Here is a 14,140-nt window from a genome sequence, read left to right as displayed (position 1 = left end):
GCTGTGGAGAGTGTCAGTTTACGTCTTTTCGTTCTTCCGGGTATTTCTTTTTCAAATCGTCCTGCGTCGTCAAGTTAGAGAGCGGGACCCCGGTCCGGTAGGCGGCACGGGATACCATCAAGGCCGCGAGCGGTGCCGTCAAGAAGACGAAGATGATCGTCAGTAGAATCTTGCCGGAGAACATCCCTTCCGCGAACAGGAAGTAGAGGAACGTCCCGACCATGACGGTGATGACGCCGAGCGTGGCGCTCTTCGTCGCGGAGTGCGTCCGTCCGTAGACGTCCGGGAAACGGATAAAGCCGATTCCCCCGACAAAGCTGAGGAATCCACCGATGAGACAAAGAATCGCAACAATCCATTCAATCGCGGTCAAAGATATCCCCCCTCTCAATAAATTTCGACAAGGCGATCGTCCCGATGAACGCTAAAATCCCGATGACGAGGATGACTTCGGCGTACGCGATCGTCTCTTGAAGGATCATCAAAATTCCGATGACCCCGATGAGCGTGATGCCGATTGCATCGAGCGCGACGATGCGGTCCGGCATCGTCGGCCCTTTCACGGTCCGGATGAACGAGATGACGAGCGAGATGGACATGAAGAACAAGGCAATCATGAGCAACACTTTAAACATTAGTGCGTCACCTCCATAATCGCTTTCTCAAACGTGTCGTGAATCTCTCGAATCATCTGTTCCTTATCCGGGACGTGAATCGAATGGACGAAAATCGACTTTTTGTCTTCAGCAAAGTCCATCGAGAGCGTTCCCGGCGTCAGGCTGATGAGCGACGCGAGGAGCGTCAACTCCCAGTCCGACTTGAGCTGTGTCGGCACCTCGATGATGCCGGGCTCGATATCGAACTTCGGGCTGAGGAGCACCTTGACGACATCGATGTTCGACATAATCAATTCCTTGATGAACAAGGCGATCAGCTTGAACGCGGCGAAGACGCGACGCATATAGAAATCGAAATGGAGGAAGCGACGCAAGACGAACAGGATGAAAATCCCGACGATATAACCGAGCAGGAAATCGACGCCGGTATAGCTATTCCAAAGCACCGCCCACATGATGGCGATGACGGTGTTTAACACGACTTGGAACGTCATGCGCCCCCTCCTTTCAAGACTGAATCAATATAAATCGACGGATCGAGCAACTGGTTCGACGCCTCGAGGAAGAACGAGAGAATCGGCTGGGCCGCGACACCGAGCACCGTCGTCAAGATGACGAGCGGGATGGCCGGGAGCAACAAGTCGCCGACTTTTGTCTTGCCTTGGGCTTTCGTGTGCTTTTGCTCGCCCCAGAACACGTACATGAAGATTTTAATCATCGAGAAGAGCGTCAACATCCCGACGGCGAGTGCGATCCCGCCGACGACGTATTGCTCCGTCTCAAAGCTCGAGACGACGAGTGACAGCTTACTGACGAAGCCACTGAACGGTGGAATCCCGGCGATGGCGATTCCGGTGATGAAGAACATCCACCCGAGAAGCGGGTGCGTCTTCAACAAGCCGCCCATCTGTTTCAAATCGGTCGTCCCGGTGATCCGTTGCGCTGTCCCCGCATAGAGGAAGAGCGCCGTCTTCACGATGATGTTGTGGACGATATAATAAATCGCCGCCGCAATCGCGAGACTCGTGTAAAGCCCGAGACCGATGACCATATAACCGACCTGCGACACGATGTGGTACGACAGGATGCGCTTAAAGTCGAAGTTCGAGACGGCTCCGAGCCCACCGATGACAATTGTGATCGCCCCGACCCAGATGAGGATCGGCTGCGTGAACTCTTGATTGTGCGGGAAGATGAGCGTGAACGTCCGGATAATCGCGTAAATCCCGACTTTCGTCAACAAGCCACCGAATAAAGCGGCGACCGCGGCCGGCGGTCCATAGTAGGAACGCGGCAACCAGAAGTAAAGCGGGAACAGCGCCCCTTTCATTCCGAAGACGACGAAGTAGAACATTGCAATGACGTTCAATACCCCGACCTGCTCGAGCTCGGCGACACGCTCGGCGAGTTGCGCCATGTTGAGCGTACCGGTGACCGCGTACGTGAACGCCATCGTCGCGATGAACAAGATCGAGGCGAAGATGTTCATGACGACGTACTTGAGCGACTCACGGAGTTGATAGTTCGTCCCGCCCATGACGATCAAGACGTAAGACGAGATGAGCATGACTTCGAAGAAGACGAACAAGTTGAAGATGTCCCCTGTCAAGAAGGCACCGTTCACACCCGTCAACAAGAAGAAGTAGAACGGGTAGAAGTAGAACTTTTCACGTTCCGGCGCAATCGTCCGGAAGGCGAAGAAGAGACAGAGCAGTCCGACGATGGCGGACATGAGCACCATGATCGCCGCGAACAAGTCCGCGACGAGCACGATCCCAAACGGTGCCGACCAGTTACCGACTTCTAACACGACGACGCCCTCGGTTCGGACGACGCTTAGGAGGTAAACCGCGACACCGAGCATAAGAATCGACGTCAATCCGCTCAGGAAACGTTGCAATCCGATTTGCTTCGAGAACAAGATCAAGATCGCCCCGATCGCGAACGGGATGAGGAATGGGAGTACGAGCAAGTTATTCATCGGCTGACCCCCTCAACTGTTCTAAATCGTCCGTCTTGAACGCTTTGTACGTCCGGTAAGACAAGACGAGTAAAAATGATGTCATTCCGAAGCTGATGACGATTGCCGTCAAGACGAGTGCCTGTGGCAACGGGTCCGCATACGCTTCTGAATTTAAATCAAGGAGCGGTGGTGTCCCGCTCTGTAGTCCCGACATCGTCAGGAGTAAGAAGTGCGCCCCGTGCGACAGCAAGATGAGTCCGAGCACGATTCGCAACAAGCTTTTCGTCAGTAACAGGTAAGTGCCGACCATGAAGAGGACACCGACCGTAATCGACATGAGTATTTCCATTACGAAACATCCTCCGCAATCGCTAAAATTATCGTCAGGGCAATGGCTACGACGACCAAGTAGATACCGAGGTCAAACGGGAGCGCCGTCGACAGCTCGGTATTTCCGAGTACCGGCAAGTCGTAGTATTCAAAAAACTGGGTCAAGAACGGGTAGCCGAACAGCATACTCGAGACGCCCGTAAAGAGGGCGACGAGCAAGCCGACGGCGATCATCGTCGTGAAGTTGAACGGGATCGCTTTTTTCACACGCTTCATGTCAAAACCCAAATACATGAGGAGAAGCGCACTCGCCGTCATCAATCCACCGATGAACCCTCCGCCCGGGCTGTTGTGCCCGGCGAAGAACAGATAAATCGAGAATGCGAGCAAGATGAACGTGACGACCCGCGTGATGCTATGGAGCATCAAGTTGCTGGCTCTCACTTGTCTCTTCATACGTCTTCTCCTCCTTTCAAGCGTAGTTTAATCAAGGTGACAATCCCGAGGGCCGCGACGGCCAACACGAGTACTTCGAGCAACGTATCAAGTCCACGGAAGTCGACGAGGATGACGTTGACGACGTTATAGCCGCCGGCAAGTTCTTTCGCGTTCTCGAGGAAGTAATCTGAAATCGATTCAAAACCGGCCTCGTTCCCGAGCGCTGCCGAACTAAGAGCGACGAGCGTCATCGTGACACCGACCCCAATCGAGATGAGGAGGTTCGCCACGTTCAAACGCGGCGTGAACTTCTCTTTCCGCATCTCCGGCAAGTGGTAGAACGCGAGCATGAAGATGACGAGCGTCACCGTCTCGACGAGGAGCTTCGTGAGGGCAAGGTCAGGCGCCCGGAACACGATGAGCAACAGCGCGAGCAAGAAGCCGATGACCCCGACGACGATGACCGCCGTGATGCGGTGGTTCAAGAACGGGATCGTGACGATTGCCCCGATGAGGAGCGGGATCAAGATCCACATGAACGGCTCGATCACGCTCGTGTTTGCCGTGTCGATGGCGAACGCATCGAATCGCCAGAACGTGTAGCCGACGAGGAGCAGCATGAACGTGAAGATATACGCGAAGTAGTCACGCAACAGCCCCGTCATTTGCAGGCGTGTGATCCACTGCGAACCTGACGTGAGACCAGTGAGCGCATTGTCATAGAACCAGTTGAACGGATCACGCTCACGGTTATAAATCGCGAGTTTCATCCAACGGTGCATGAGATAGAACAAGAACGAGGCGATCAAGACGACACCGAGCGTCATGAGCAGCTCTGTGTTGACCCCGTGCCAAATCTTAATATCGACGACGAACTGTTCCCCTTCCGGCAAGAGCGTCGGCAAGATCGCTTGTTTCGCCGGCTCGATAATCGAGTACGACAACAAGTTAGGGAACAAACCGAAGACGATGACGAGGACGACGAGAATGATCGGGCTGATGAGCATCCCGATCGGCGCCTCGTGCACCTTCCGTTCATAGTTGCTCGGCTCGAACTTTCCACGGAACGTGTGGAAGAACATGATCAAGCTGTAGAGGAACGTGAAGATACTCGCAATCCAGGCGATGAGCGGGAACATGAACCCGAGTGAGCCGACGTCGAACGCTTCGAAGTTACGAACGTTCAACATCGCCGAGAAGAACTTCTCTTTACTCAAGAATCCGTTGAACGGCGGGAGGCCCGCCATCGAGGCGAGACCGATGAGCGAGACGGTGAACGTGATTGGCATGACCGTCATCAAGCCCCCGAGTTTGCGGATGTCCCGCGTCCCCGTCTCGTGGTCGATAATCCCGACCGCCATGAAGAGCGCGCCTTTGAACGTCGCATGGTTGAACAAGTGGAACACCGCGACGAGAATCGCTTGCGAGTAGATCGGGTCATCTGCCCCACCCGTCAGCGCGGCCGAGCCGACACCGAGGAGCGACATGATGAGACCGAGCTGACTCACCGTCGAGAAGGCGAGAATCCCTTTCAAGTCCTTTTGTCGGACGGCTGAGATTGAACCCCAAAGGAGTGTCACGAGTCCGACGATGGACAGCGTCCAGAACCAGACGTTCGAGCCGCCGAACACCGGCGTCATCCGAGCGACGAGATAAATCCCGGCCTTGACCATCGTCGCCGAGTGCAAGTATGCACTGACCGGCGTCGGGGCTTCCATCGCGTCCGGCAACCAGATGTGGAACGGGAACTGGGCCGATTTCGTGAACGCGCCGAGCAGGACGAGGAGCATCGCCGGTACGAAGAGCGGGCTCGCCTGGACGACATCGACGTTCTCGATGATTGTTCGGATGCTGAACGTGCCCGTCATTTGATAGAGCAACACGAATCCACCGAGCATGGCGAGTCCGCCGGCCACGGTGATGAGCATCGATTTTTGGGCACCTTTCGTCGACTTGTCTTTATGGAACCAGTAACTGATGAGGAGGGCCGAGGCCATGCTCGTCACTTCCCAGAACACGTACAAGACGATCAAGTTGTCCGATAAGACGACGCCGAGCATCGCGCCCATAAAGAGCATCAAATAGACGTAGAAGTTACCGAGCCGCTCTTTCTTCGATAGATAGAAAATCGAGTACAAGACGACGAGCGACCCGATTCCGGTAATCAACAGGACGAACAGCATACTCAGTCCGTCTAAATAAGCGGTGAACTCAATACCGAGTGCTGGAATCCAGGACACACTCGTCTCGACGACTTGTCCGGACGAGATGACCGGTAGCCAGTTCATGAAGTAGATGAACAAGGCCGTCGGCAACAACCAGACGAACCATCCTGTATGAATTTTTGAAACGTACTTAAACAAAAACGGGATGATGAGCGCGAATAAAAAAGGCGATAAAATCACCCAATGCAGTGCGGACAAAGTGTTCCCTCCTTCAAATTTTCTCATTATGCCTTGTAAGGTAATCTTTTACATTAGTGAATGCAGATTCCTTTTCTCTGATTGCGATTGATGGCATCGAATATCTTACCTTTCATACCCGATTTTCTTGCCCCTCAATCTCGAACATCATTTTGAATGCTCTCTCAATGTGTTGTTGATTCCCAGTATAGCTTACTTTTCCGTCCGTTTCATCTCTCCTGCTCGTTTAAATTCGAATTCACGTGACCTTGTTAATAAGAAGAGACCCGATATTTTTTTCTTTTATCACCGATTTATATAAACCTTAAATTGGAATTTAATTTACTTTTAAATACATAAATGGTTCGCTAAAATCTTTTATTTTCAAACCTGTTACAGCGTAAGGTTGTCTAAAAACGACAAAACGGACACTCTCCTCAGCTAGGAAAGTGCCCGTAAGTCGGGTCAAAGGCGATACAATCTCGCCTCGAACGGTTTCAATAGAAACGTCTCGGTATCAATCGGTTCCGGGTCAAGCTCATTCGTCAAGACGAGCGTACCCGTCACGACGTCCGGAAGCGTCACCATCGTCGGATTGGCCGTCAAATTCGTGACGATTAAGAAACGCTTGTCCTCGAACGCCCGCTCATAAACGAACGCTTGGCGATGATCCGGCAACACGTCACGATAGCTGCCGTACGTGAACGTCTCCTCCGCGCGACGGAGACGAATCATCGTCTTGTAGAACGATAAGATGGAGTGGGCGTCCTTCGCCTGGGCCTCCACGTTTAGCGTCTCGTACTCTTCATGGACCGGCATCCACGGCGTCACCGTCGAGAACCCCGCGTGTGGCGAAGCGTCCCATTGAATCGGGGTCCGGACGTTGTCGCGCGACGTGCCCCACACTTGTTGCATCGAATCGATTTCGCTCATCCCGTTCGCGATGCGCTCGAAATACTCGTTCTTCGTGGCGACGTCATCGTAGTCATGAATCGACGGGAGCGGCACGTTCTTCATCCCAATCTCTTGCCCTTGGTAAATGAACGGCGTCCCGTGCATGAAGAAGTACATCATCCCGAGCGCGGTCGCGCTCTCGCGCCAATAGTGATTCTCGTCCCCGACGAGCGAGACGGCACGGACCATGTCATGGTTCTCGATATAGAGTGCGTTCCACCCTGTCTCAAGTAGCCCTTGTTGCCACTTGTCGAAAATCCGTTTTAGCTCGACGACATCGAGCGGGGCGAGTCGTGACTGTCGCATGATGTCGACGTGATCGAAATGGAACGCCATGTTCATCGCCCCGTTATCCGGTCCCATCCAAAGGTCCGCCGCTTCCGGCTCAATCCCATTCGTCTCGCCGACGGTCATAATGTCATAGTTCGCGAACGTTTTGCGCTTCATCTCTTGCAAGTACTCGTGGATGCCATCGATATTGGAATACATCGAGAAGGCCGTCACGTACTTCTTTCCGTCCGGTGACGGCAGCATCGTGTCCGTCGGCTTCTTTTTGATGTGGCTAATCGCGTCGACACGGAAGCCGTCAATGCCTTTGTCGAGCCACCAGTTGATCATGTCGTAGACGGCCGTCCGCACGTCCCCGTTCTCCCAGTTGAGGTCGGGTTGCTTCTTTGAAAATACGTGTAAATAATACTGGTTCGTCTCCGGGTCGAGCTCCCACGCCGAACCGCCGAAGATGCTCGCCCAGTTGTTCGGCGGCTCGCCGCCTTGCCCGTCCCGCCAGATGTACCAGTCCCGCTTCGGACTGTCTATGGACTGTCGTGACTCGACGAACCACGGGTGTTCGTCTGACGTATGGTTGACGACGAGGTCTAACAGTAGCTTCATCCCCCGTGCGTGAACCGCCTGAAGCAACGCGTCGAAATCCTCCATCGTCCCGAACTCTTCCATGATGCCTTGATAGTCCGAGATGTCATAGCCGTTGTCATCGTTCGGTGACTTATACATCGGGCAAATCCAAATCACGTCGATGCCCAAATCCTCGAGATAATCGAGCTTCTCGATGATTCCGCGAAGGTCGCCGATCCCGTCCCCGTTCGAATCGTTGAAACTGCGCGGATAGATTTGATACGCGATCGCTTCTTTCCACCATGTGCGTGTGACCGTCTGTTGCTCCACTCGTCTGAACGCCGTCTCCATACGTCAAGTTCCTCCTAGTGACTGTAGTCAATGTATTAGACAGATACATACCTGTTTTTCGATAAATCTAATCTTACAATAGCATTGGCGCAAGCGCTTGCAAAGTAAGACGGCACAAAAAAATGCAGTCCGACGACTACATTTTCGAAACAGACGAAACTTGTTCACAATACGAGGCGATGAGCCCGGAAAGCCGCTCTCGGTCATTGTCCATCGTCGCCACATGATAGGATTGCTCGAGTACGGCACGCGCTTTCGGACCTCTCACTTGTTCGTATAACCAGACCGAGTCTTCCGGCGGCACGACATGGTCAACCGCCGAATGGATGACGTATGTCGGGACCAAGACGCGCGACACGTGCGGGCGGACGTCTTCGATTAAGGCGAGCAGCTGTCGAATCGCCGATGTCGGCACTTTGTCGTAGACGATTTCATGAACTCCTTCCGCCAAAATGTCAGGCTCGTCCTCGTCGATAAATCGACAAATTCCGTCCGCGGCGTGGCAGGCATAACCCGGTACCGACAACGCGGCGTTAATCGTGACGATGGCGTCGACGTGACCTGCGAGCGCGGCCTTCAGCGCGAGCGTTCCACCCATCGATTGTCCGACGATGATCACGTGACGACATCGCTCTCGTAGAAGACGTACCCCATCGATGACCGTCTCGTACCAATCGTCCCTCGTCGACCGTCTAAAGTCCTCTGGGTCGGTGCCGTGTCCGGCGAGACGCGGTGCGTACACCGTAAACCCACTCCCCATCAAGTCGAGGGCGACCTCGTGGACACTTTGGGGCGTCCCGTTGAATCCATGACATAACAGGATACCGGTCTCGTTTCCTTCATAATAAAATGCGCCAGCTCCCGGGATGACCGGGTAAGTCGTTGTCGTCATTCATGTCCTCCTTTTCAATCCTCAGTTCACCGATACATTTAATTTGTATTAGAGAATTGTAAAAGTTGCGCCTGATTCCGTCAACACTATTCGACAAACTAAAAACCGATTTTCCTTTGTCATCAAAATGTAATATGAACTTCACGTTAAGAGGATTGAGTTCTGACGTCTGCTTGGTTATGTTTAACATGTAGTTTAAAAGTTGGTAAATGATAGCGAATTGCACCATTCCTGATGAGGGGAATCATCTCAGGCACATATCGTAAAGTAGAATAATGTAAGCGCTATCATTTATCTTGTCGTGTGGTGTGAGGGGGGCAACTAAACGGGACAAGTGACGTTATATTCAGCAACACGCGTATCAGCCATCTTACATAAATAAGGGAGACTAGAAACATGGGGATTCAACCATCACGCTCGTTCAAAAAAATGACAGGACTCGCCTTGTCTGTCGGACTCATCGCGAGCAGCTTGACGCCGATCGCGGCTAACGTTCAAGCAGAAGGACTGAACGCAACAGATTTATTCATCTCGGAGTATGTGGAAGGGTCAAGCAACAACAAAGCCATCGAACTGTTCAACGGAACGAGCTCGGTCATCAACCTTGCGGACTATAAGCTCGAACTGTATACGAACGGTAGCGCGACCGTCGGCACGACATTGAACTTAACGGGGACGCTTCAACCAGGAGCGACGTACGTCATCGTCAACGGAAGCGCGAGCGATGCGCTTAAAGCGAGGGCGAACGTCACGAGCGGCGTGACAAACTTCAACGGCGACGATGCGCTCGTCTTGAAGAAAGGCACGACGGTTCTCGACGTGTTCGGACAAGTCGGTTTCCGTCCGTCACCGAAGTGGGGTACGACGGTTTCATCTGTCGATCAGACGCTCGTCCGTAAAGATACGGTCACGACTGGCGACGCGAATGGCAGCGACGCATTCGAGCCAGCCAACGAATGGAACGCACTTCCAATCGATACGTTCACGAACTTAGGAAAACATACGTTCCAAGGCGTTGAATATGGGGATGGCGGCACAATCGAAGAACCACCGGCACCGGTGACACCAATCTCCATCGCGGATGCACGCACGCAAGCAGACGGCGCGACGGTCACGGTCAAAGGAATCGTCACGGCGAAGCTCGCGAACACGATTTCGATTCAGGACGCGACAGGCGGTCTGTCGATTCGACCGACTTCCCTCGCGGTCAACGTTGGCGATGAGGTCGTCGTGACGGGCGCGCTCGGGTCATACCGTGAACTCCTTCAATTGAACAACGCCGTCGTCGTCTCGAAACAAGCGACCGAAGTACCAGCCCCGCAAGTGTTGACGGGTGAGCAAATCAATGAAGACGTCGAATCTGAACTCGTCACCGTGAAGAACGTGACGCTCTCTGGTAGCGGACAAAACTTGACGGCGACGGATGGAACGAAAGAGTTCGTCGTCCGCGATGAGCGCGGCATCCTCGACCTCCAGACAGGCGTCAATTACTCGACGATCACGGGCATCGTGCAACAGTTCGATAACACGTACCAAATCATCCCGCGCAGCGTCGCCGATACTGTCATCGATTCATCGGTTCTCCGCCCAGCCATTGCGGCACCTGGCGCCGGCACGTTCGTCGGGCCACAAGACGTTACGCTCTCGACGACGACGGCGGAAGCCGAGATTTACTACACGCTCGACGGGTCGGACCCGAAAGTGAACGGTACCCGCTACACGGCACCGATTCGCATCGAATCATCGCAGACGTTGAAGACGGCCGTCAAAGCAAACGACACGTTCAGCGCCTTGACGACATATGACTATAAGATCACGGATAAGATTCGCATCCACGACATTCAAGGCGCAAGCCATACGTCACCGATGAACGGACAGACGGTCGAAGGTGTCGAAGGCATCGTCACGTACTCGTTCGTCTCAAACGGTACGACATACTATTACATCCAAACACCGGACATGGAAGCCGACCAAGACCCACGAACGTCTGAAGCCATCGTCTTGTACGGCGGACGCTCGATCCCGGGCATCCAAGTCGGTGATCTCGTCAGCGTGAAAGGTCTCGTCAGCGAATATGCGATCGAAGGCTATAGCGACCGCCAGCAGACGGACATGAAGATGACGCAAATCGACACACGTAACGGCAAAGTCGACGTCTTGAAGAGCGGGGTGAAGCTCCCGACACCGGTCAAGATTGACGAGTCGAACTTACCGACCGAGTTTATCGACAGCGACGCGCTCGCCATCTTCAACCCGGACAAAGACGCCATCGACTTCTGGGAAAGCCTTGAAGGCATGCGCGTCGAGACGGGCAACTTGAAGTCGGTCTCGCCGCAACAGTACGGGGACCTCGTCACCGTGCTCGAAAGCACACCGACAGAGACGTTCAACGGCGGTATTCTCCTGAAGAAAGATGACGCCAACCCAGAACGGATCCAGTTCCGTCTCGAACCGAACGTCGAAGCGCGTGAGTTCGACGTCGCGACGGGCGACTTGTTCAACGGACCGATCGTCGGGGTCGTCGGATACTCGTTCGGCAACTATAAGATTCAAGTCGGGCTCGATGAGATGAAGTCTGCCTTCGTGAAAGGTGACGCGAAACGGGAGACGACGTTCATCCAAGCAGAAGAAGACAAGTTGACGATCGCCTCGTACAACCTCGAGAACTTCTCGAACAACATAAAAGAGACGTCGGACGACAAGGCGCTCAAGCTCGCGAAAGCGTTCGTCGAAGAATTGAACAGCCCGGACATCATCGGGGTGACCGAGGTCCAGGACAACAACGGCCAAAGCGCGGGAGATGCAGCGGCTGACCAAAGCTACCAGCGCTTGATTGACAACATCGTCGCTGTCGGCGGCAAGACGTACAAGTACGTCAATATCGACCCGGAAAACAACAAAGACGGTGGCGCACCGAACGCCAACATCCGCGTCGGTTTCCTGTATGACCCAGAACGCGTCTCGCTCACAGAAGGTGCGCCAGAAGGTGACGCGACGACGGCTGTCGGCTATGAGAACGGGAAGTTGACGCACAACCCAGGACGCATCGACCCGCTCAACCCGGCGTTCAATAGTTCGCGTAAGCCGCTCGCGGCCCAGTTCGACTTCCAAGGCGAGAACGTCATCGTCATCGCCAACCACTGGAACTCGAAAGGCGGCGACACAGGCTTCTTCGGTTCACAGCAACCGGTCGTCCTCGGTAGTGAAGTCCAACGTAAGAAAATCGCACAAATCGTCCATGATTTCGTGGCGGATGTGAAAGCCGACAACCTGGATGCGAACGTCGTCGCGCTCGGTGACTTCAACGACTTCGAGTTCTCAGACGCCATGCAAATCTTCAAGGGCGACTTGATGACGAACATGGTCGAGAAAGTGCCGGCTGCGGACCGATATTCGTACGTCTATCAAGGCAACTCGCAAGTGCTTGACCACATCCTCGTATCGAACCGTCTCGCTGCTTCGACGGAGATTGATATGATTCACGTCAACGCCGACTTCACAGAGATGTCGGGCCGCGCGAGTGACCACGATCCGGTGCTCGTCCAAATCGACTTGAAACCTGAGCCGGAAACGCCAGAAGTCGAATTGAAACGCTACACGGTCGAGAACCATCCGGCCGCACGCCTCGTGCTTCAAGAGGACTTCATTGGAGTTACAATCGGCAAAGGTACGAACTTCAAGAACGGCATCTTCGTCCGTGGCATCCACACGGAACTCACAGGTGACCCACTTAAAAACATCGTCGTTCAAGTGAAGCCTGAGAAAGCCGGTGCCATCATCGACTTCAAAGGTGCGACCGTCAAAGAAGTGATCGTCGACGGGACGAACCTCGCCGAGATTCGCGGCGCGGAGAACGTCAAACGCATCACGTATACGAAAGGTGCTTCCGCTAAAACGGTCGTCATCACCAAATAACGCCTGAACCGCAGACAAACTCGTCTGCGGTTTTTTGTGTTTTCATTTCGCAGAATCGGGGATGTATAGGGAAGATATGAACGAAGCGGAGGATGAACGGATGGAACTGCATAACGGGAACTTGTATTGGCCGACGACGGAATCGGAAGACATCGTGTTGGAGCGCCCGATGAAACGAGAGCGCTACGACGTCCTCGTCATCGGGTCGGGCATGTCCGGCGTGTTGACTGCGTATACGCTTCATCAAGACGGCGTCGATGTCGCCGTTGTCGACAAAGGGAAAGTCGGGGCCGGCAGCACCGCCGCCAACACCGGCCTCATCCAATACTCGAACGACATCATGTTGCACGAGCTCGCCGACCAAATCGGGGAAGCGGACGCCGTCCGCTTCTATCGCCTATGCGCCGAGGCGGTCGACGCCCTTGATGACGTCGCCGCAACCGTCGGGGCGAACGATGTCTATCTGCGCCGGGACAGCCTCTGTTTCGCAAGCTGTGACGAAGATGTCACGAAATTGAAACGAGAATATGAGATGCTTACGAGACATGGCTTTTTTGCCGAGTGGCTCGACCGCGACGCGCTGAAGGCGCGTTTCCCGTTCGAGAAGCCGGCCGCGCTCGTGACGAAAGGTGACGCCGAGGTCAATCCGCTCACCCTTAGCCGTCAAGTCGTGCGTCATCTATCAAAAGCCGGTGTGCCGTTCTTTGAGGAGACCGAGGTGACGGACGTCGTCCCGGACGGAGACGGTTGGCTCGTGATGACGCCACAGCCACACGAGATGTTTTATGCGAATCACATCATCTTCGCGACCGGATATGGCGCCTCCCCGCTCCTCGATCCCCACCGCATCGAGTTGAACCGGTCCTACGCCATCGCGACAAATCCGCTCCCCCACTTCGATGATTGGGACGGCCAAGCGCTGATTTGGGAGACGAAGCGTCCCTACCTATACGTCCGGACGACCGTTGACGGACGCATCATCGCCGGCGGTCTCGATGAAGAAAAGCCTGAGACGCCGCATAGCGAGGCGCTCATTCGCAAACGCGCCGAACGCATCAAGCAGGAAGTCGAGACGTTGTTTCCGATGTATGAGTTGACAGTTGAATACGCTTGGGCGGCATTGTTCGGGGAATCCATCGATCAATTGCCGTTCATCGGGGAACACCCGGACCGGCCGCACCTGTATTATTTGCTCGGTTACGGTGGGAACGGCACGGTCTACAGCATGCTCGGCTCTCGACTATTAAGTGATCTCGTACGCGGCATCGACAATGACGATACCCGCATCGTCCGACTCGATCGGACGCGACAATCCGACACCGTCCGCCCCTGACGTTCAGGGGCTTTTTTGATACATATCGCAAGGAGTGAACGACATGAGACAGAAAAAGAAAAACAGACGAAAACCAACATGGGTGTACCGTAC

At 54.2% G+C, this 14,140-nt stretch carries 11 protein-coding genes; 2 read left to right on the top strand and 9 right to left on the bottom strand.

Annotated features, from left to right (window positions below):
• Positions 1-13 precede the first annotated feature (13 nt).
• The 9 genes from mnhG to KNP76_RS07735 form a co-directional block, all read right to left on the bottom strand.
• The gene (gene mnhG / locus KNP76_RS07775) at positions 14-373 is read right to left on the bottom strand and encodes a monovalent cation/H(+) antiporter subunit G (RefSeq protein ID WP_211780165.1); all 360 of its coding nucleotides are present in this window, start codon (positions 371-373) and stop codon (positions 14-16) included.
• Positions 360-635: a Na(+)/H(+) antiporter subunit F1 gene (locus tag KNP76_RS07770; protein WP_034816919.1), complete on the bottom strand. Its 276-nt coding sequence runs from the start codon at positions 633-635 to the stop codon at positions 360-362. Before KNP76_RS07770 ends, mnhG begins: the two co-directional genes overlap by 14 nt.
• Complete coding sequence (locus tag KNP76_RS07765; RefSeq protein ID WP_034816920.1) at positions 635-1,111, bottom strand: Na+/H+ antiporter subunit E; 477 nt, start codon at positions 1,109-1,111, stop codon at positions 635-637. The genes KNP76_RS07770 and KNP76_RS07765 overlap by 1 nt, the downstream gene beginning before the upstream one ends.
• A complete protein-coding gene (locus KNP76_RS07760) occupies positions 1,108-2,598 on the bottom strand; it encodes a Na+/H+ antiporter subunit D (protein WP_034816922.1) in 1,491 nt (496 codons plus the stop codon). The genes KNP76_RS07765 and KNP76_RS07760 overlap by 4 nt, the downstream gene beginning before the upstream one ends.
• Entirely contained in the window at positions 2,591-2,929 is a 339-nt protein-coding gene (locus KNP76_RS07755; RefSeq protein ID WP_034816924.1) for a Na(+)/H(+) antiporter subunit C, read from the bottom strand. Before KNP76_RS07755 ends, KNP76_RS07760 begins: the two co-directional genes overlap by 8 nt.
• On the bottom strand, positions 2,929-3,366 hold the full coding sequence (locus tag KNP76_RS07750) for a Na(+)/H(+) antiporter subunit B (protein ID WP_034816925.1): 438 nt from the start codon (positions 3,364-3,366) through the stop codon (positions 2,929-2,931). Before KNP76_RS07750 ends, KNP76_RS07755 begins: the two co-directional genes overlap by 1 nt.
• A complete protein-coding gene (locus KNP76_RS07745; protein ID WP_211780167.1) occupies positions 3,363-5,771 on the bottom strand; it encodes a Na+/H+ antiporter subunit A in 2,409 nt (802 codons plus the stop codon). The genes KNP76_RS07750 and KNP76_RS07745 overlap by 4 nt, the downstream gene beginning before the upstream one ends.
• Positions 5,772-6,215: 444 nt before the next feature.
• Entirely contained in the window at positions 6,216-7,907 is a 1,692-nt protein-coding gene (locus tag KNP76_RS07740; protein WP_211780168.1) for a glycoside hydrolase family 13 protein, read from the bottom strand.
• 136 nt (positions 7,908-8,043) lie between these two features.
• Positions 8,044-8,799, bottom strand: coding sequence for an alpha/beta hydrolase (locus tag KNP76_RS07735; protein ID WP_034807960.1), 756 nt, complete (start codon positions 8,797-8,799; stop codon positions 8,044-8,046).
• Positions 8,800-9,195: 396 nt separating this feature from the next.
• Here KNP76_RS07735 and KNP76_RS07730 point away from each other — a divergent pair, with 396 nt between their 5' ends.
• Together KNP76_RS07730 and KNP76_RS07725 are read left to right on the top strand one after the other, a co-directional pair.
• On the top strand, positions 9,196-12,714 hold the full coding sequence (locus KNP76_RS07730) for a chitobiase/beta-hexosaminidase C-terminal domain-containing protein (RefSeq protein ID WP_214843949.1): 3,519 nt from the start codon (positions 9,196-9,198) through the stop codon (positions 12,712-12,714).
• Positions 12,715-12,814: 100 nt separating this feature from the next.
• The gene (locus tag KNP76_RS07725) at positions 12,815-14,047 is read left to right on the top strand and encodes an NAD(P)/FAD-dependent oxidoreductase (protein ID WP_214843947.1); all 1,233 of its coding nucleotides are present in this window, start codon (positions 12,815-12,817) and stop codon (positions 14,045-14,047) included.
• Positions 14,048-14,140: the final 93 nt, after the last annotated feature.

It is taken from the genome of Exiguobacterium sp. s150 (assembly GCF_018618435.1).
In the GTDB taxonomy this organism is placed as follows: Bacteria; Bacillota; Bacilli; order Exiguobacteriales; family Exiguobacteriaceae; genus Exiguobacterium; species Exiguobacterium alkaliphilum.
This window is presented reverse-complemented; position numbering and strand designations above follow the sequence as displayed.

Excerpts from the sequence above, each read along its gene's own strand:
- KNP76_RS07770 (WP_034816919.1), bottom strand. The coding sequence starts at position 635 with ATGTTTAAAGTGTTGCTCATGATTGCCTTGTTCTTCATGTCCATCTCG.
- KNP76_RS07765 (WP_034816920.1), bottom strand. The coding sequence starts at position 1,111 with ATGACGTTCCAAGTCGTGTTAAACACCGTCATCGCCATCATGTGGGCG.
- KNP76_RS07760 (WP_034816922.1), bottom strand. The coding sequence starts at position 2,598 with ATGAATAACTTGCTCGTACTCCCATTCCTCATCCCGTTCGCGATCGGG.
- KNP76_RS07755 (WP_034816924.1), bottom strand. The coding sequence starts at position 2,929 with ATGGAAATACTCATGTCGATTACGGTCGGTGTCCTCTTCATGGTCGGC.
- KNP76_RS07750 (WP_034816925.1), bottom strand. The coding sequence starts at position 3,366 with ATGAAGAGACAAGTGAGAGCCAGCAACTTGATGCTCCATAGCATCACG.
- KNP76_RS07740 (WP_211780168.1), bottom strand. The coding sequence starts at position 7,907 with ATGGAGACGGCGTTCAGACGAGTGGAGCAACAGACGGTCACACGCACA.
- KNP76_RS07735 (WP_034807960.1), bottom strand. The coding sequence starts at position 8,799 with ATGACGACAACGACTTACCCGGTCATCCCGGGAGCTGGCGCATTTTAT.
- KNP76_RS07730 (WP_214843949.1), top strand. The coding sequence starts at position 9,196 with ATGGGGATTCAACCATCACGCTCGTTCAAAAAAATGACAGGACTCGCC.
- KNP76_RS07725 (WP_214843947.1), top strand. The coding sequence starts at position 12,815 with ATGGAACTGCATAACGGGAACTTGTATTGGCCGACGACGGAATCGGAA.